We start from the raw sequence: 16,097 nt of genomic DNA on the forward strand, positions 1-16,097 counted from the left end.
CTACTCCGCCGCCCGCGAATGGATCGCAACATGACTGCGGTCGAGATCGCGCGACAACAACCGCCCGACCGCGCCGGACGCGCGGCCGACCTGCTCCAGATAGGCTTTGGTCACGCGCGAGAAGTGATTGTAGATGATGACGGCAGGAATCGCCGCGGCAAGGCCGATCGCCGTTGCCAACAGCGCCTCGGCGATACCGGGCGCCACCACGGCGAGATTGGTGGTCTGCGACTTCGAAATGCCGATGAAGCTGTTCATGATGCCCCAGACGGTGCCGAACAGGCCGACGAAGGGCGAGATGGCGCCGACCGTGGCGAGCAGACCCATACCGACGCGAACCCGGCGTCCTTCCGCGCGGGCGATTTCGGCAAAGCTCGAAGCGGCCCGCTCCTTGATGCCGGCATCGCTCGGCAGATCGCTCGATACCCGCAACTCCGCAATTGCCGCATGCAAGAGCGACGACAGCACGCTCGTCGAGCTGCCCATCGCGATTTGCGCTTCAGCCAGCGACTTCGCACTGGCGACCTTGCGCAACGCGCCGCCGAGCTTGCGCTTCAGCACCGCGAACTCGATGCTCTTGGCGATCAGGATGGTCCAGCTCGCGACCGAGGCGAGTGCGAGCGCGATCATCACCGCCTTGACCACGATGTCGGCCTTCAGGAACATGCTCCAGGGCGACAATTCATCGAGACCAACGGCGATCGATTTGGCCGGCCGGGCAGCACCATCCACATTCGGCTGAGCTGCTGGCGCGGCATCGTTCGGCGTGATCGCCAAAGGATTTGTCCCGGTCACGGCCTGACTGACTTGCGACTTGTTCTCAGCAGGCGCCGGACTAACGGGCGCTGGAGCCGCGGGCGTCTGCCCCGACAAAGCCGCTGAGAACGCCTGGGCCGCCGGAGCTTGCCCTGCCGGCGTCTGCTGAGCCTGCGTCGTCACCTGCTGCGCGTAGGCCAAAGGCGCCACAAGCATGACTGTCAGAACGAGCGCGGCGCAAAAGCGGAACGATGTCTTCATACTTCGGCCCAGTAGCGGATCAGGTTGTGATAGATGCCGGTCAATCTGACGGTTTCGGGATCGTCGCGCCCCAGCCGCCCCGCGAGACCCTGGATCACATTATCGAGATCAAAGATCATACTGCGGACGTGGGCATCCCGTATCATGCTCTGCATCCAGAAAAAAGAGGCGACCCGGGCGCCGCGGGTCACCGGCGTCACCATATGAAGGCTCGATGACGGATACAATACGGCCTCGCCTGCGGGCAATTTGACCTCGTGCGATCCGTAGGTGTCCTCGATCACAAGTTCGCCACCGTCGTATTCCTCGGGCTCCGCCAGGAACAAGGTTATCGACAGGTCGGTGCGGATGCGCAGCCCCGTCAGCGGATCGCCGCGCACGGCGTTGTCGACATGAATGCCGAAATGGTGGCCGCCGGAGGCTGCATAGCGGTTGAACAACGGTGGAAAGATCTGCAGTGGAATTGCTGCCGAGAGAAAGCGCGGATTTTTCGTCAGCGCGGAGACGATCCGCTGCCCCAGCGCCCGCGCCACCTCGCCGTCGGCAGGCAATTGCTCGTTGCGCTTGACCATCGCGGACTGCGCTCCGGCCGTTGAGCGACCGTCCTCCCATTCCGCCGCATCCATGATGCGGCGGAATTCGGCGACATCAGACTTGCTGAGGACTTCCGGAATGCAGACCAGCATGATGTTTCCTTCAGCAGCGCCTTAGTACCGCGCCGAGAGCACCAGATAGGCCGCGCGGCCCGGCGCCTCCAGCACGAACGGTGCTGCACTCTGATAGAGCGCGTCGTAGTAGCGCTTGTCGAAGATGTTGTTGACGAACAGCTTGGCAGTCCAATGCTTGTCGATCTTGGCTTCTGCGAACGCATCGAACCGCCAGTAGCTCGGAATTGACGTGCCCTGGTTGGCCGCAAGCAGCGTACCGCCATAGATCTTGGAACGGTACACAGCCTGGCCGCCGATCTCCCACGTGTCGTTCAGCTGATACTTCGTCAACATGCTGAAGGACTGATGTGCGACGTTGGCAAGCTGCAAGCCGACATTCGACTTGTACAGCGTCGTATTTGCCGGCGGCGCAAGCGACTTCGTCACCTCCGACTGCATCAGCACGAGCCCGCCGAACACGCTCCATTTGTCCGTGATCTTGCCGCCGATACCGAGATCGATGCCGCGGATGCGGTAAGCAGCGCCGGCCGTGATGCAGGATACCGTGCCCGTCGTACCGGCTGGATAAGGACAGGTTGCGGTTGCCGTCGCCGCCGTGATGTTCTGCGATTCTCGCGCGTTCTCCTTTTCCGTCTGGAACAGCGCGGCCGTTACCAGCAGATGACGATCGAACAACTCCCACTTCGTCCCGACCTCGATGGCCTTGTTCTTCTCAGGCCCGAAGATCTGGTTCGAGCCGCCGTTGAGCACCGGCGACAATCCGCCATAGGCAGTACTGGTGCCATCGAATTCGGCACCGACCGGATTCGACGAGGTCGCATAGGCGACATACACGCTGCCGTTCGGCGCCGGCTTCAGCGTCAGACCGAGATTGAAGTTCGGCAGGCCGAAATCGGCGGCCTGGGCGCCCCATACATTGGAAACGCCGTTCACGGTGCCGAAGCCGCTGCTCTTGATGTTGTAGTCGTCGTAGCGGACGCCGCCGTTGAGGATCACAAGATCACGGTAGTTGGCGCTATCCATGACATAACCGCTGGTCGTATCGACCGCGATCTTCGTCGGCCGGCCGGACAGGGATGGCGATGTCGTGAACGGCGTCTCCATATATTGGGGCGCAAACACGTTCACGCCCGAGATCGAGCCGCTACCGCTGAAGGGCACGCCGACGGTTTCCGAACTCAATCCCGTATAGCGATCGATGCTGGAGATTTCCCGCGAGATCTCCACGCCGCCGAGCGCCGTGTGCCTGAAACCAAGCCCGTCGTCGAACTTGTAGGTGAACTCGCTCTGGTTGGCGACCACATCGGTTTGCTGGAAACGGCTCTGCGGATTGGCGCTCAAGGTCCAAAGCAGCGGATTCGGATTGGTGACCACCGGCTGTTCCGGCAGCGTGCCGATGTAGTTCTGGGTCGATCGCGACAGCCTTAGCTTGTCGCTGAATGTGAGGTCGGGCGTGATCTTGACCTCGGTGTTGATGGTCGCGAAGTCCTGCCCCGTTCGATAAAAGTCCCGATTGAGCAGGCCATAGAAGTTGTTCCGGTTGACTCCGAAATCAGGGAACGGGCCGCCGGCGGTGCTCGCCGTGCTCGGTCGGTAGTACGGCACGCCAAAATCGGGAATCCCGGTCAGTTCGGTATGGACGTAATTGGCGGTGATTTTCACCGGATCGATCGGCGTCCACGTCGTGGCGACGAAAGCGCCGTTGCGATTGTCCTTGATGGCGTCGCGGCCGGCAACGTTGGCGTCCTGGAACAAGCCGCCTGCCCGCACGGCAAGCGTCGGATTGATGACCTGGTTGACGTCGAGCACCACACGCTTGGTGTGGTCGGTGCCGAACGTCGTATCCATGTTGTAGAAATTGCCGGCGGTCGTCGCCTGCTTGGTCACGATATTGATCGCGCCGCCGGTGGTGCCGCGGCCCGCGAACGACGAGCCCGGGCCGCGCAGGATCTCGACCTGCTCGGTGAAGAAATTCTCGCGCACGCTGACGCCGGCGTCGCGCACGCCATCGATGAAGATGTCGTTGCGCGCATCGAAGCCGCGGATGAAGAAGCGATCGCCGAAGGCATTGCCCCCCTCGCCCGAACCGAGCGTAACGCCCGCCGTGCTGAGCACGGCCTGCTTCAGGTTGGTGGCGTTCTTGTCCTCGAGCACTTCCTTGCTGAGCACCGTGATCGTCTTCGGCGTATTGAGGATCGGCTCTGGGAATTTGCCTGAGGACTGCACGCGATCGACCTTGTAGGGCGCCGCCGCGTCCGCATAGGGATTGGCATCCGGGGGGGCGAGCCCGCCCGCATTGGGGAACGGAACGGCCTGCGATTGCGCCGCCTGCTGCCGCTCCGCCGCGCGCCGCAGGGCATTGCGGGCGCGCACCTGGTCAGGTGTCGGCTTGGAGGCAGCAGGCCTCGGACGCGCAACCGGAGCATCGACGTTGACGGTCGGAAGGTCGGAGGACGGCTGCGCCTCGGCCCCCGACACCGTGGCCACGGCAATCAGTCCCGCAACCGCCGACACCTTGGTGCCGGTAGCGCCATCGAGCTTTGCATTGAAATTGATCGCTGCGATCGCACGCAGCGATCGCGGTGTAATGACCTGTCCCATATCCTCTTACACGCCCCCGTATTCCTACGTCGCTTGTGCGGATCATTCGCAAGCGAACATCACGATGGTGGTATCGAGCGTGTTTCAGCGGGTCAATTTGAGGAGGTCCAAGTTCAGCTTGAATAGTTCCAGATCAAAACGATTCTAAATCCAGCAAACAAACTTAAAACGACTCTAAGCTGCGATTGTGAGAGTTCGTAGGGTCGACCTCACAACGGCGCGTCCGCGGGCTATCGCTTCGCTGCGAGTTTCGGATGCTAGTCGCTGCTCGGTGGCTTCATCAGCGAGAACAACTCATCGACCGTCTGCTGCGCGATCTGGCGCACGCGATCCGAATTGTCGATGCCGGCGATACGCACGCCCTTCACGACGGCTCTGATCTCGTCGCGGAAATCGGTGAGGAAGCGCAAGGGGTCGCGCTGCTCATTGGCGACCCTGGCGATCAGGCCCGTCACCAGGATCTGGCAGGCGATCATCTTCCCGTTCAGTTCGTCCATTCCGCGCTCCCGCTGCTCGGCCTGATATGGACCGGGCCGCTGCGTGATGACAACCGGAGCGCGGCAGGTTTGAAGTCGTTCTAAACTGGTGCGACCGATCCGAAGCGCCCGACTCACGCGCGGCAAATCTATTGAGAGCTCAGATCAACGGCGGCACTGGAGTCATAAGTTCGCGAGCATCGACACGCTCAAGTAGTAACGACAAGATCGCCCTACTTCGCAGCGGCATGATCGCCGGAATCCGACAGCGCCTTGATGCGGTCCTTGATCTCGCGCAGCGTGGTCAGGCTGGTCGCGACCACGTCGTCAGGGATGCCGTGCAGAACGTCGGCGGCGATCGCATCCCTGAGATCGTCGAGATCATCGACGAGCTTGTGTCCGGCAGCCGTCAGATACAGCCGGTTGGCGCGGCGATCTTTGGGATCGTGCCGGCGCTCGAGCAACCCCTGCTCGACCAGCCGGTCCAACAGCCGCACCAGCGAGATCGGCTGCAGCTCCAGCACTTCGGCGAGATCGACTTGCGATAGTCCTTCCTGCGCGCGCAACCGAAACAGCACGATCCATTGCGCACGCGTGGTGCCGCGCGCTTTGGCACGATGATCAATATAGTTGCGCAGAATGCGCGAGCTTTCGACAAGCTGGGCGACCAACTGCCGCCTCAGGTCCAACGACATGTCCTCGGGTCCTCGAAGCTGTCAAATTGTTTAGTTTTCTTCAAGCAGCGGTGTGTTTACACATAAAGTGCACGCACACTATATCTGTGCGCGCTGGGAACGGTTTTAAAGACCGGTTATTCTCTTCGCTTCAGCTTCGAAAAGCCGAAATCGAAGAGCCGACGAAAGAGCCGACATGAAGACGTCACAGGCTATCGGTTGGGTCCTGCTGCTGGCAGTCCTTGGCGGGGGCGGCTATTACGGCTGGCAGCGTTATCAGGGCGCGGAAGCCGCCAAACGCGCCGAGGCGCAGAAGGCAGCGGGGCCGCCTGCCGTTCGTGTCTCGACAGCTCCGGTCGATAAGACCGACTTCCCGGTCTACCTGACTGGCCTCGGCAACGTTCAGGGCTTCAACACCGTACAAGTCCGGACCCGGATCGACGGCCAGATCGACAAGATCGCCTTCACCGAGGGCCAGCTCGTCAAACAGGGCGATCTCCTGGTCGAGATCGATCCGCGGCCGTTCCAGGCGAGCCTGGATCAGGCCAAGGCGAAAAAGGCGCAGGATGAGGCCAACCTCGCCAACGCCAATCTCGATCTGCAGCGCTTCACCAAGCTCGGCGAGTTCGCCACCCGCCAGCAGACCGACACCCAGCGTTCCACGGTGGCGCAACTGACCGCGCAGATTGCAGCCGATGATGCCGCGATCGCCAACGCGCAGACCCAGCTCGACTACACCCAGGTCAAGGCACCGATTACCGGCATCGCCGGCCTGCGCCAGGTCGACATCGGCAACATCGTCAATGCGGCGACGCAGACCGGCATCGTCACGATCGCTCAAATCGAGCCGATCGCGGTGATCTTCACTGCTCCCGAGGAACAGCTGCCCTATATCAACGAAGGCCAGAAGGTGGCTCCGCTGACGGTGCTGGCGATGACCACCGACGGCAAGAAGACGCTGGCCCAGGGCAAGCTCGCGGTCATCAACAATCAGGTCGACGCCACCAGCGGGACGGTTCGGCTGAAGGCGGTGTTCGACAACAAGGATCACGCGCTGTGGCCCGGCCAGTCGGTCTCGACGCGGCTCCTGGTGAAGACGTTGAAGGACGCGACCGTGGTTCCCGATGACGCCGTCCAGCACTCCACCAACGGGCTCTATGCCTACACGGTGAGCCAGGACAACAAGGCCGAGTTGCACAAGGTGAAGGCCGGCGTCTCGATCGACGGCCGCACCGTGATCGAAGATGGGCTGGCCCCGGGCCAGCAGGTGATCACGGGCGGTCAATTCAAGGTTCAGCCAGGCTCGCTGGTCACCACCGCGGTGGCGAGTTCGGACCCGGCGCAAGCGAAGGTCCGGCAGGAATGAACGGCGGCGGCATTTCGGCACCTTTCATCCGCTACCCCATCGGCACCTCGCTGCTGATGGCGGGGATCCTGTTCGTGGGCCTCGTGGCCTACCCGCTGCTGCCGGTGGCGCCGCTGCCCCAGGTCGACTTCCCGACCATCCAGATCACCGCGACATTGCCCGGCGCGAGCCCGGAGACGATGGCGACCTCGGTGGCCCAGCCGCTGGAACGCCAGTTCGCCCAGATCCCCGGCATCGCCCAGATGACCTCGACGAGTTATCTGGGCACCGCCTCCGTCACCATCCAGTTCGATCTCAGCCGCAACATCGACGGCGCCGCCAACGACGTGCAGGGTGCGATCAACGCGGCCAGCGGCCAATTGCCGAAGACGCTGCCCTCGCCGCCGACCTACCGCAAGGTCAACCCGGCGGATTCGCCGATCCTGCTGTTGTCGGCCACTTCGGACACCTTGCCGCTCACCACCGTCTCGGACTCCGTCGACGCCCAGCTCGCGCAGCAGATCAGCCAGATCACCGGCGTCGCCCAGGTCATCATCGGCGGCCAGCAGAAGCCGTCGATCCGCGTCCAGGTCGATCCGGCCAAGCTCGTCACCAAGGGCCTGTCGCTGGAGGACGTGCGCAGCCAGATCGCGATCACCACCGTCGACAGCCCGAAGGGCAATGTCGACGGCGAACGGCGCGCCTATACGATCTACGCCAACGACCAGCTCACCGAGTCCAAGGATTGGAACGACGTCATCGTCGCCTATCGCAATGGCGCTCCGTTGCGGATCCGGGACATCGGCCGGGCGGTGACCGGACCCGAGGACGCCAAGCAGGCGGCCTGGGCGAACGGCAAGCGCGGCGTGTTCCTGGTGATCTTCAAGCAGCCCGGCGCCAACGTCATCGAGACCGTCGACAAGATCAAGGCGATGCTGCCGCGGCTGGTCGCGGCGATCCCGCCGGCGATCAAGATCGAGGTCATCTCCGATCGCACCACCACCATTCGCGCCGCGGTCGAGGACGTCCAGTTCACCCTTCTCCTGACCATCTTCCTGGTGGTGATGGTCATCTTCATCTTCCTGCGCAGCTTCTGGGCGACCGTCATCCCGACCGTCACGGTGCCGTTGGCCCTGCTCGGCGCCTGCGCGCTGATGTGGGTGTTCGGCTATACGCTGGACAATCTCTCCTTGATGGCGCTCACCATCGCCGTGGGTTTCGTGGTCGACGACGCCATCGTGATGCTCGAGAACATCTCGCGCTATGTCGAGGAAGGCGAATCGCCGATGGCCGCCGCCTTCAAGGGCGCGCGCGAGATCGGCTTCACCATCGTCTCGATCTCAATCTCGCTGGTCGCCGTGCTGATCCCGCTGCTGCTCATGGGCGGCATCATCGGCCGCCTGTTCCGCGAGTTCGCGGTGACGCTGACCATGACCATCTTCGTGTCCATGGTGGTGTCGCTGACGCTGACCCCGATGATGGCCTCGCGCTTCCTGCGCGGCGGACATCAGACCCATGGCCGCTTCTATCAATGGAGCGAACGCGGCTTCGAGGCTCTGCTTAACGCCTATGAGAAAGGCCTCGACGTCGCCTTGCGCTGGCGCTTCGTGACGCTGCTGGTGTTCTTCGCCACGCTCGGCCTGTCGGTCTATCTGTTCATCCTGATCCCGAAGGGCTTCTTCCCGCAGCAGGATGTCGGCCTGATCACCGCGACGTCGGAAGCCTCGCAGGACATCTCCTTCCGGGCGATGCAGTCGCGCCAGGAGGCGCTGGCGAAGATCGTGATGCAAGATCCGGGGGTCGCCAGCGTCGCGATGGCGATCGGCGGCTCGGGCCGCGCCGGCAACAACGGCAACATGTTCATCACACTGAAGCCGCTCGAGGAGCGTGACGCCTCGGCGCAGCAGATCATCGGCCGCCTGCGGCCGAAGCTGGAGAAGGTCGAAGGCGCCCGCCTCTATATGCAGGCGGCGCAGGACATCCGCCTCGGCGGCCGCCCGACCCGCACCCAGTTCGAGTTCACCTTGCAGGATGCCAATCTCGGCGAGCTCAACGAGTGGGCGCCGAAGATCCTGGACAAGATGAAGACGCTGCAGGAGCTGCGCGACGTCGCCACCGACCAGCAGACCGACGGCACCACCGTCCAGCTCACCATCAACCGCGACACCGCCTCGCGCTACGGCATCACCCCGCAGCTGATCGACGACACGCTGTATGACGCCTTCGGCCAGCGCCAGGTGGCGCAGTATTTCACCCAGCTCAACTCCTATCACGTGATCCTGGAGATCCTGCCGGAGCTGCAGGCCAACGTCGACACGCTGGACAAGATCTACCTGAAGTCGCCGACGACAGGCGACCAGGTGCCGCTGTCGACCTTCGCCAAATGGACCACCGTGCCGGTGCGGCCGCTATCGATCAGCCACCAGGGCCAGTTCCCGGCGATCACGATCAGCTTCAACCTCGCGCAAGGCGTGGCGCTCGGCCAGGCCACCCAGGCCGTGCAGCGGGCGATGGTCGAGCTCGGTGCACCCGCGACCTTGAACTCGAGCTTCCAGGGCACGGCGCAAGCGTTCCAGCAGTCGCTCTCCACCGTGCCGCTGCTGATCCTCGCGGCGCTGGTCGTGGTCTATCTGATCCTCGGCATCCTCTACGAGAGCTACATCCACCCGATCACGATTCTCTCGACCCTGCCCTCGGCCGGCGTCGGCGCGCTCGCGATCCTGATGGCGTTCGGCTACGATTTCAGCCTGATTGCCTTGATCGGTGTCATTCTGCTGATCGGCATCGTGAAGAAGAACGGCATCATGATGGTTGACTTCGCCATCGCCGCCGAGCGCGACCGTCACCTGACGCCCGAGCAGTCGATCCGCCAGGCCGCCCTGCTCCGCTTCCGTCCGATCATGATGACGACCATGGCCGCGTTGCTCGGCGGCGTGCCCTTGATGCTCGGCACCGGCACCGGCGCCGAGATCCGCCAGCCGCTTGGCTATTCCATGGTCGGCGGCCTGATCGTCAGCCAGCTATTGACGCTGTTTACGACGCCCGTGGTCTATCTCTATCTCGACAAGCTCAACAACGCCTTCTCGCGCTGGGGCCGCTCCAAGCTGGACACCGAGGCCGATGGCGACGAGCACGGCGCGGTCAAGGAAGCCGCGGAGTAGCGCCGGCGCGCGACGCGGGAGCGCGCGGCTGGGCCTTGCCGGCCGCGACCTCTGCCCACACGATACAAGCCTTTTGCGGATCGCTTGGTGCTCACCTCTCGCCCACTGCGGGGCGACGACGCGCTTCGCTCGCGCAGAGGGATCGGACGGCGTCGCAAGATCCCAGCCGGGAGACGGGAGCGCTGGACCAATTCAGAGTGTCCGATGAAAATCCCACTCCCTGTCCGGGTCAGACGAGATGGTTGGCAAGGCAGACAAAAGACCCCCGCCGCGCGAATTTCCCCCCAATTCCATCCCCTTACGCGCTTGCCAAGCCCGGTCACATGCGGGTAGAAGATCGCCGTGCCCGCCGCTGATTTGGTTCATGCGGCGCTTTGCGCACCACTGCCGGACAGCTCCACAAGCTCTTGAGACTGCTCGGCAATTCCGTTGGGGAATGGTGTAACGGTAGCACAACAGACTCTGACTCTGTTTGTCTTGGTTCGAATCCAGGTTCCCCAGCCAGCTTGACATAAGCGCCACCGTAATATGTGCTAGGCCTCGACTTGGCGATCGCCCGCGGCTGGCTGTGGCTGCACGAGGGCGGCACCTATGTGAAGCTGACCGAGGCCGGCAAGGGACATCCACGCCTGAATCCAGGCTTCCCGATGAGGTGCCTTTGAGACTGTCGTCTCGCCTCATCGCCGGAGCAGCGGCGCGCTCACGCTTATGGTTCGTCGACGCGCCCTCCCCCAAAGACCTAGCGGCTTCCCTTACGTGCGCGGGACTGGAACCCTTAGGGCATGCCTGCTCTCACGCGCCGACGGGGCCCCAAGGCCGATAGGCGTGCCGTCTCCGCCTGACAGATGCGCGCACGACCGGCAATAAAGGGAACGCCGCGCCAAGGACGCAGCCTTCGGCACTCGCCGACGGCCTGCTCTTTACGCGGCTCGCACGGTGTCGAGGAACTTGTGGACCTCGGCCTTCAGTCGGCTGCTGTCCTGCGACAGTGACTGCACCGCGCTGAGCACCTGCGACGATGCCGCCCCCGTCTGGGTCGCTTCGTGCTGCACGTCGGCAACATTGGCTGAAACCTGCTTCGTGCCGTTGGCAGCCTGCTGGATGTTGCGCGAGATCTCCTGGGTGGCGGTCCCCTGTTCCTCTACTGCGGCTGCGATGGTCGCGGCGATTTCCGACATCCGGCCGATCGTGTCGCCGATCTCCTTGATGGCAGTGACCGAATGCTGGGTCGCGGTCTGGATGGCGCCGATCTGCTGGCTGATCTCGCCAGTCGCCTTGGCAGTCTGCTCGGCGAGCGCCTTGACCTCGGAGGCGACCACGGCGAAGCCGCGGCCGGCTTCACCGGCCCGCGCCGCCTCGATGGTGGCGTTCAAGGCCAGCAGGTTGGTTTGGCCCGCGATGGTGTTGATGAGCTCGACCACATCGCCGATACGAGCCGCCGCTTGCGACAATTCGCCGACGCGTTCATTGGTCTTGCGGGCCTGCTCCACCGCTTCGCTGGCGATCGCTGAGGATTGCTGCACTTGTCGGCTGATCTCGTTCACGGAGGAGAACATTTCCTCGGTGGCGGCGGCGACCGACTGGACGTTGTTGGAGGCGTCGCCGGAGGCGCCGGCCACGGCGGTGGCAAGACCCTTCGAGCGCTCGGCAGTTGCGCTGAGCGACTGGGCGGATGACTCAAGGTCGGTCGCTGCCGACGAGACGGCCTCGATGATCTGGCCGACCGCCGTTTCGAAGTCATTCGCAAGCCGCCTCGTGTCGACCTTGCGCTGCTGGGCCTGACGCGCCTCTTGCTCCTGATGCTCAGCTTCGAGCCGCTGACGGGCGGCCGCATTGACCTTGAAGACCTCGACGGCACGGGCCATTTCGCCGACCTCGTCGCGCCGCTCCGAGTTCGGGATCTGCACGGCAAGATTCCCGTTCGCAAGCTCGGTCATCGTGCTGGTGATCGCCTGCAGTGGTCGGACCAGGCCGCGGGCGATGATCAGAGTCGCGACACAGAGCAGACCGATCAGCCCTACGGCCCACATCAACGAAACCTTCGCCGAGGCGTAGAACGCCTCGTCGAGATCGTCGACATAGACGCCGGTGCCGACCACCCAGTTCCACGGATCGGCCTTCATGGTGTAGCCGAGCTTCGCCACTGGGACGGTGCTGCCGGCGCGCGCGAACATATAGCTGACGAAGCCGCCACCAGGCTGGGCCGCAGCCGCGATCAGCTCGCGTATCAGAGGCAGGCCGTTGGCGTCCTTCTCGTTGATGACGCTCTTGCCCTCCCAATCCGGTTTCGGGCCGAGCACGAGGTTCACACCGTCCGGCTGGTAGACGAAGATATAGTCGTTCTTACCGAAGCGGATGCCGCGTAGCACCGTCTTGGCGCGACTCTGCGCCTCGTCCTCGGTCAGGGCACCCTTGGCCACCGCATCGGCAAAGCCCTTCATGATCGACACAGCGGATTGCACCTGTCCGACGACTGCGGCCTTGCGCTCTTCGACCAGGGCCGTTCGGGTAGCGAGAAGTTGGCTGACCACGGCAGCGATGCAGACGCCAATGGATAGCGCGACCAGGACCGCAAAGCGGCGTGGTATGGTGAGGACCATGTCAGTTTCCTGCAAGAGGGCATCCAGCCAGCGGGTGCCGTTGGTTTCCTTGGTAGATTCCAACGAAGTGTGCCGTGCGGGAGGTTTAAAATAGTTTAGCAGGTGGCCCCCCGTAGAAATACGCGAGACTCCTCCGCGGCTGCCCAACGGGAATATCTGTTATGCCGCTGTCCAACTCGTCGGGTTTGTGACCGCCGTCGGCGCGGTCAGCCGGATCAGGCTATTGGTTGCAGTGCCGGCCTTGGAGGATGAAGGCTCTTGCAGATTTGAGCATGTGCAATCTCTACTCCATGACAAGGAACGTGGACGCGATCCGCCGATTGTTCGGCGTCGCGCCGGAGCATGACCGCACAGGCAACCTACCCGTTCTGCCGGGCATCTTTCCCGACTACCTGGCGCCGATCGTACGCAATGGCGAAGGCGGGAGCGAGCTGGTCATGGCGCGCAGGGGCGTAGTTCGGCATCTGGTTCAGGAAACCGATGTGCGCGAGGTATCTGATCCAGCGCCATTGCTCCAGCGGCAGGTCGATGCGGCGCTCGCCGTCGGACGGGTCCGACCACCGGCGTCCAGCATCGAAGCCTTTCTGGTACGCCGCCTCGCCCATGGCACTTCCGAGCATCGCCGCGCCCATCAGGTGGAGATCGATCTTGCCGGTGGTGCCGTTCCACGCTTCAGCGTATCGGCCATGTAGTCGAGCGCCTCGTCGACATTCTTCGGCAGCGGCTGATCCTTCTCCTCATAGTGGTAGCTGCACGCCCGCGAAAGGTCGTGAACGGCTTGGCTGGCGCCGGCGAGGCGCTCGTACTGGTAGGCCTTCGCCCGTAGCCATTCGACGATGATCACGCCGATCACCACGGCAATCCCAACCAAAACCTTGTAGTCCATGCCACTTGCCCGAAAATAGATTCCGTAGCGCGCCCTCGATCTTCAGTATAGCGGCTTAATCGCAGGCGATTTTCCATCTCCGGACGGTTGCGGAGAAAGAGACAGGCTTCCTGTGGGCAGCGCGGTGATTGCGGCGCTGGACTGCACCCGTCGAATGCGACACGGTAATTTGTGCGACAGCGCGATTGTCTCGATCTATTGCCATGATTTGTCTGCGCGATCAGCTCCGACCGCCACGCCGCTTTTGGGTCCCCCCTATCGCTCGCGCGGAAACAGAAAATTCGCGAACGATCTCAAGCTGATTTGGGCTGTCCAGATGATCAGCCGAAAATAATCCGCTGGGCAAAGACCCCAAATCAGCTTCATCTTGCGGATATCCCGCCTCGATGCGAGGGGCGTACGCGCGGTCGTCACGAGACGCGAGGCGGGGAGCGGTGGACGCGATGAGCCGCAGCGTGCGTATTGCGCGCGGACGAACGGCAAGTCGCGGACGTGAAGTTGCAGGGTCCTGACACCCCGACGCTGGTGTCCTCGAGCTGACGCGTCAGCGTCATGCGCGACATGGTGGCCAAAAGCCCGGTGCACCAGGGAGACTGCTTATAAGCGTTAAAACCATCGCGCAGGGAAGGCCGGGATGCCTCGGCCAAACCTGTGGTTCCTGCCCCGTGCATTCTTGTTCGCACGGGGGCCATGGGTGCGGCCCGCACCCCGCCTTCCCTGCGCCCTCGTCTTTCACGAGGGTAACGCTACCGGCGAAACTCGGACACGACGCGTGTCGCGAGACCGTGGCCGTGCGTCGCATCAGCTGTTTGAAATGTGAATCAGGACGCGCCCATGCGGATCATGTCCGGCTTCGACGCATCCGGCTCGCCGTCGTCTCAATGTGTCACTGGCCGGCGGTCGCGCTACATGGATGGATCCGGGCAGCCGAAAAAGTGCCGCCCATCCGATCCATCCGCAACGAATCCCGCGGGCAATCGCCTACGGCTTCTTGCCGAATCGGTCCGAATACTGGGCCAGCACGAGAACGCCGCCGAGGCCCGCGGCCGACAGCAGCGCGTCGATCCGCACGGCTTGCCCCGACAGGCCGAGATCATCATGGGCAACGCCCGAGAGCCACCATGCGGCGGCGCCGGCGGCCAGGACGAACAGAAGCAGGGGAAGACTCTTGCGCATGCGCTTAACTATGCAGAGTTGCCGCATTTTCGCAACCCTTGACGCCGGGACGTCTTCATGCCTGCCGGGTGGCCCGTCCCGGCGGAATCGGTGCTCGAACCCAGTCGCCGCTCACAACCTCCCGCCGGCCAGTGCCGCTGCGCGCGGCCGGCCGATGTCGTCGAGCGCATGCGGCATCGGCGAGACCGGAAACAGCGCGTTGATCTGCCCGGTGCCGGAAGACGGAAAGAACGGCGTCACCACCTCGACGCCGCGGTCGTAGTGGTTCCAACCAAGCGCGCCGAGCAGCATCGCGGTATCGTGCATGAAGCCTTCGCCATGACCCTTGCTGGCATATTCCGGCAGCATGTCGCAGAAGTCGGGCCACTCGCCCTGCTCCCACATCTGGATCACCTCGTGGTCGAGCCGCTCCAGGAACGGGCTGAACATCTTGTCGCGATAGTCGTCCGCCGTGCCGTTCTGCGCGAAGCGATGGCTGAGCGAGCCGCTGGCGAAGAATGCCACCGTACCCTCGTAATGATCTTCGACAGCGCGGCGGAAGGCCCAGCCGAGCTTGGCGCTTTCCCAGAGATAATGCGAGGTGCACAACGCCGACACCGAGACCACCTTGAAGCGGCGGTCCGGGTTCATGTAGCGCATCGGCACCAGCGTGCCGTATTCGAGCGCGAGCGAGGTCGCGTCATGCGCCATGGTGACGACGCCATGCGCATTGGCCTCTTCGGAGAGAATCCGGCCCAGCTCCGGATTGCCGTCATACGCGTAGGTCATGTTGGCGATGAAGTGCGGCAATTCGTTCGAGGTGTAGAGGCCCTCGAAATGCGGCGCGCAGTTGATGTGATAGCCGGCATTCACCAGCCAATGCGTATCGAACACGACGATGGTGTCGACGCCGGCCTCGCGGCAGCGCCGCCCGATCTCGATATGGCCGTCGATCGCCGCCTGCCGCTTGCCCTTGCCGGGGCCGTCCAGCTCGCTGAGATACATCGAGGGCACGTGGGTGATCTTCGCAGCCAGTGCGAGCTTGCCCATCGGTCACATCCTCCCATTCCGTTCATTCGCCGCAGGAGGCGGCCTCCCCGGCCGCCCGCAGCGCGTTTGGAACAGGATAGCGCCCTTGCCCGGCTGTGCAAGACGGATCGGCGGCGGGACGAAGCGTCAGTGCGGCGTCCGCGGATGCCGGTGATGTCGGCGGCGCGGCGGCAGCTGGTCCTGGTAGATCCCGGGCCCGGGCTGTTGCCACTGGCGCGCATACGCCGCGCGCGGATTGACATCGCAATAATCCTCGGTGCCGGACGCGGTCATCTGGCATTGCTCATAGGTCTGGAACGCGCAATTGCCCGGATATCCCCATCTGCGCCCCTGCAGGCAATAGGGGTAGTCCTGCGCAGAAGCGGTCTGCGGCGCGAGCGCCAACAGCGCCAATCCGCCCGCCAGCATCCCGCGCACACACCACGTCGTCATGTTGGAATCTCCTCGGCCGAACGGCGATCTTG

General features: G+C 63.5%; 12 protein-coding genes, 1 tRNA gene and 1 pseudogene. 4 read left to right on the plus strand and 10 right to left on the minus strand.

What is annotated here, in order from left to right; translation table 11 throughout:
- The 5 genes from exbB to QX071_RS26515 all read right to left on the minus strand — a co-directional run bounded on the left by exbB (position 1) and on the right by QX071_RS26515 (position 5,457).
- Complete coding sequence (gene exbB, locus QX071_RS26495) at positions 1–1,017, minus strand: tonB-system energizer ExbB (RefSeq protein ID WP_315705263.1); 1,017 nt, start codon at positions 1,015–1,017, stop codon at positions 1–3.
- On the minus strand, positions 1,014–1,703 hold the full coding sequence (locus QX071_RS26500) for a Fe2+-dependent dioxygenase (protein ID WP_315705262.1): 690 nt from the start codon (positions 1,701–1,703) through the stop codon (positions 1,014–1,016). Before QX071_RS26500 ends, exbB begins: the two co-directional genes overlap by 4 nt.
- A gap of 21 nt (positions 1,704–1,724) precedes the next feature.
- Positions 1,725–4,286 carry a TonB-dependent receptor gene (locus QX071_RS26505; RefSeq protein ID WP_315705261.1) on the minus strand — a complete coding sequence of 854 codons (2,562 nt, stop codon included), beginning with the start codon at positions 4,284–4,286 and terminating at the stop codon, positions 1,725–1,727.
- Between the two features lie 257 nt (positions 4,287–4,543).
- Positions 4,544–4,783 (minus strand): hypothetical protein, encoded by a 240-nt coding sequence (locus QX071_RS26510; protein ID WP_315705260.1) that lies wholly within the window; start codon positions 4,781–4,783, stop codon positions 4,544–4,546.
- Between the two features lie 212 nt (positions 4,784–4,995).
- A complete protein-coding gene (locus tag QX071_RS26515) occupies positions 4,996–5,457 on the minus strand; it encodes a MarR family winged helix-turn-helix transcriptional regulator (RefSeq protein WP_315705259.1) in 462 nt (153 codons plus the stop codon).
- Positions 5,458–5,632: 175 nt separating this feature from the next.
- Here QX071_RS26515 and QX071_RS26520 point away from each other — a divergent pair, with 175 nt between their 5' ends.
- The 3 genes from QX071_RS26520 (at position 5,633) to QX071_RS26530 (ending at position 10,446) form a co-directional block, all read left to right on the plus strand.
- Positions 5,633–6,802: an efflux RND transporter periplasmic adaptor subunit gene (locus QX071_RS26520; protein ID WP_315705258.1), complete on the plus strand. Its 1,170-nt coding sequence runs from the start codon at positions 5,633–5,635 to the stop codon at positions 6,800–6,802.
- Complete coding sequence (locus QX071_RS26525; protein ID WP_315705257.1) at positions 6,799–9,942, plus strand: multidrug efflux RND transporter permease subunit; 3,144 nt, start codon at positions 6,799–6,801, stop codon at positions 9,940–9,942. Before QX071_RS26520 ends, QX071_RS26525 begins: the two co-directional genes overlap by 4 nt.
- A 430-nt stretch (positions 9,943–10,372) precedes the next feature.
- Positions 10,373–10,446, plus strand: a tRNA-Gln gene (locus QX071_RS26530).
- 416 nt (positions 10,447–10,862) lie between these two features.
- Here the strand turns inward: QX071_RS26530 and QX071_RS26535 are convergent.
- Entirely contained in the window at positions 10,863–12,542 is a 1,680-nt protein-coding gene (locus QX071_RS26535) for a methyl-accepting chemotaxis protein (protein WP_315705256.1), read from the minus strand.
- Positions 12,543–12,814: 272 nt separating this feature from the next.
- Here QX071_RS26535 and QX071_RS26540 point away from each other — a divergent pair.
- Positions 12,815–12,997 (plus strand): annotated as a pseudogene (locus tag QX071_RS26540) (SOS response-associated peptidase); the annotation flags it as partial.
- A gap of 176 nt (positions 12,998–13,173) precedes the next feature.
- Here the strand turns inward: QX071_RS26540 and QX071_RS26545 are convergent.
- The 4 genes from QX071_RS26545 to QX071_RS26560 all read right to left on the minus strand — a co-directional run bounded on the left by QX071_RS26545 (position 13,174) and on the right by QX071_RS26560 (position 16,065).
- On the minus strand, positions 13,174–13,428 hold the full coding sequence (locus QX071_RS26545; protein ID WP_315705255.1) for a hypothetical protein: 255 nt from the start codon (positions 13,426–13,428) through the stop codon (positions 13,174–13,176).
- 981 nt (positions 13,429–14,409) lie between these two features.
- Positions 14,410–14,604, minus strand: a complete 195-nt coding sequence (locus QX071_RS26550; protein WP_315705254.1) for a hypothetical protein — start codon at positions 14,602–14,604, stop codon at positions 14,410–14,412.
- A 111-nt stretch (positions 14,605–14,715) separates the two neighbouring features.
- Positions 14,716–15,633 carry a 3,4-dihydroxyphenylacetate 2,3-dioxygenase gene (gene hpaD, locus QX071_RS26555; RefSeq protein ID WP_315705253.1) on the minus strand — a complete coding sequence of 306 codons (918 nt, stop codon included), beginning with the start codon at positions 15,631–15,633 and terminating at the stop codon, positions 14,716–14,718.
- 126 nt (positions 15,634–15,759) lie between these two features.
- Positions 15,760–16,065: a DUF3551 domain-containing protein gene (locus tag QX071_RS26560; RefSeq protein WP_315705252.1), complete on the minus strand. Its 306-nt coding sequence runs from the start codon at positions 16,063–16,065 to the stop codon at positions 15,760–15,762.
- Positions 16,066–16,097 lie beyond the last annotated feature (32 nt).

The organism is Bradyrhizobium sp. SZCCHNS1022, from assembly GCF_032484835.1.
In the GTDB taxonomy this organism is placed as follows: Bacteria; Pseudomonadota; Alphaproteobacteria; order Rhizobiales; family Xanthobacteraceae; genus Bradyrhizobium.

What these genes read in the sequence shown, in the direction of transcription:
- QX071_RS26515 (WP_315705259.1), bottom strand. Translation starts at nt 5,457, where the DNA reads ATGTCGTTGGACCTGAGGCGGCAGTTGGTCGCCCAGCTTGTCGAAAGC.
- QX071_RS26520 (WP_315705258.1), top strand. Translation starts at nt 5,633, where the DNA reads ATGAAGACGTCACAGGCTATCGGTTGGGTCCTGCTGCTGGCAGTCCTT.
- QX071_RS26545 (WP_315705255.1), bottom strand. Translation starts at nt 13,428, where the DNA reads ATGGACTACAAGGTTTTGGTTGGGATTGCCGTGGTGATCGGCGTGATC.
- QX071_RS26535 (WP_315705256.1), bottom strand. Translation starts at nt 12,542, where the DNA reads ATGGTCCTCACCATACCACGCCGCTTTGCGGTCCTGGTCGCGCTATCC.
- QX071_RS26500 (WP_315705262.1), bottom strand. Translation starts at nt 1,703, where the DNA reads ATGCTGGTCTGCATTCCGGAAGTCCTCAGCAAGTCTGATGTCGCCGAA.
- exbB (WP_315705263.1), bottom strand. Translation starts at nt 1,017, where the DNA reads ATGAAGACATCGTTCCGCTTTTGCGCCGCGCTCGTTCTGACAGTCATG.
- QX071_RS26505 (WP_315705261.1), bottom strand. Translation starts at nt 4,286, where the DNA reads ATGGGACAGGTCATTACACCGCGATCGCTGCGTGCGATCGCAGCGATC.
- QX071_RS26560 (WP_315705252.1), bottom strand. Translation starts at nt 16,065, where the DNA reads ATGACGACGTGGTGTGTGCGCGGGATGCTGGCGGGCGGATTGGCGCTG.
- QX071_RS26510 (WP_315705260.1), bottom strand. Translation starts at nt 4,783, where the DNA reads ATGGACGAACTGAACGGGAAGATGATCGCCTGCCAGATCCTGGTGACG.
- QX071_RS26525 (WP_315705257.1), top strand. Translation starts at nt 6,799, where the DNA reads ATGAACGGCGGCGGCATTTCGGCACCTTTCATCCGCTACCCCATCGGC.
- hpaD (WP_315705253.1), bottom strand. Translation starts at nt 15,633, where the DNA reads ATGGGCAAGCTCGCACTGGCTGCGAAGATCACCCACGTGCCCTCGATG.
- QX071_RS26550 (WP_315705254.1), bottom strand. Translation starts at nt 14,604, where the DNA reads ATGCGCAAGAGTCTTCCCCTGCTTCTGTTCGTCCTGGCCGCCGGCGCC.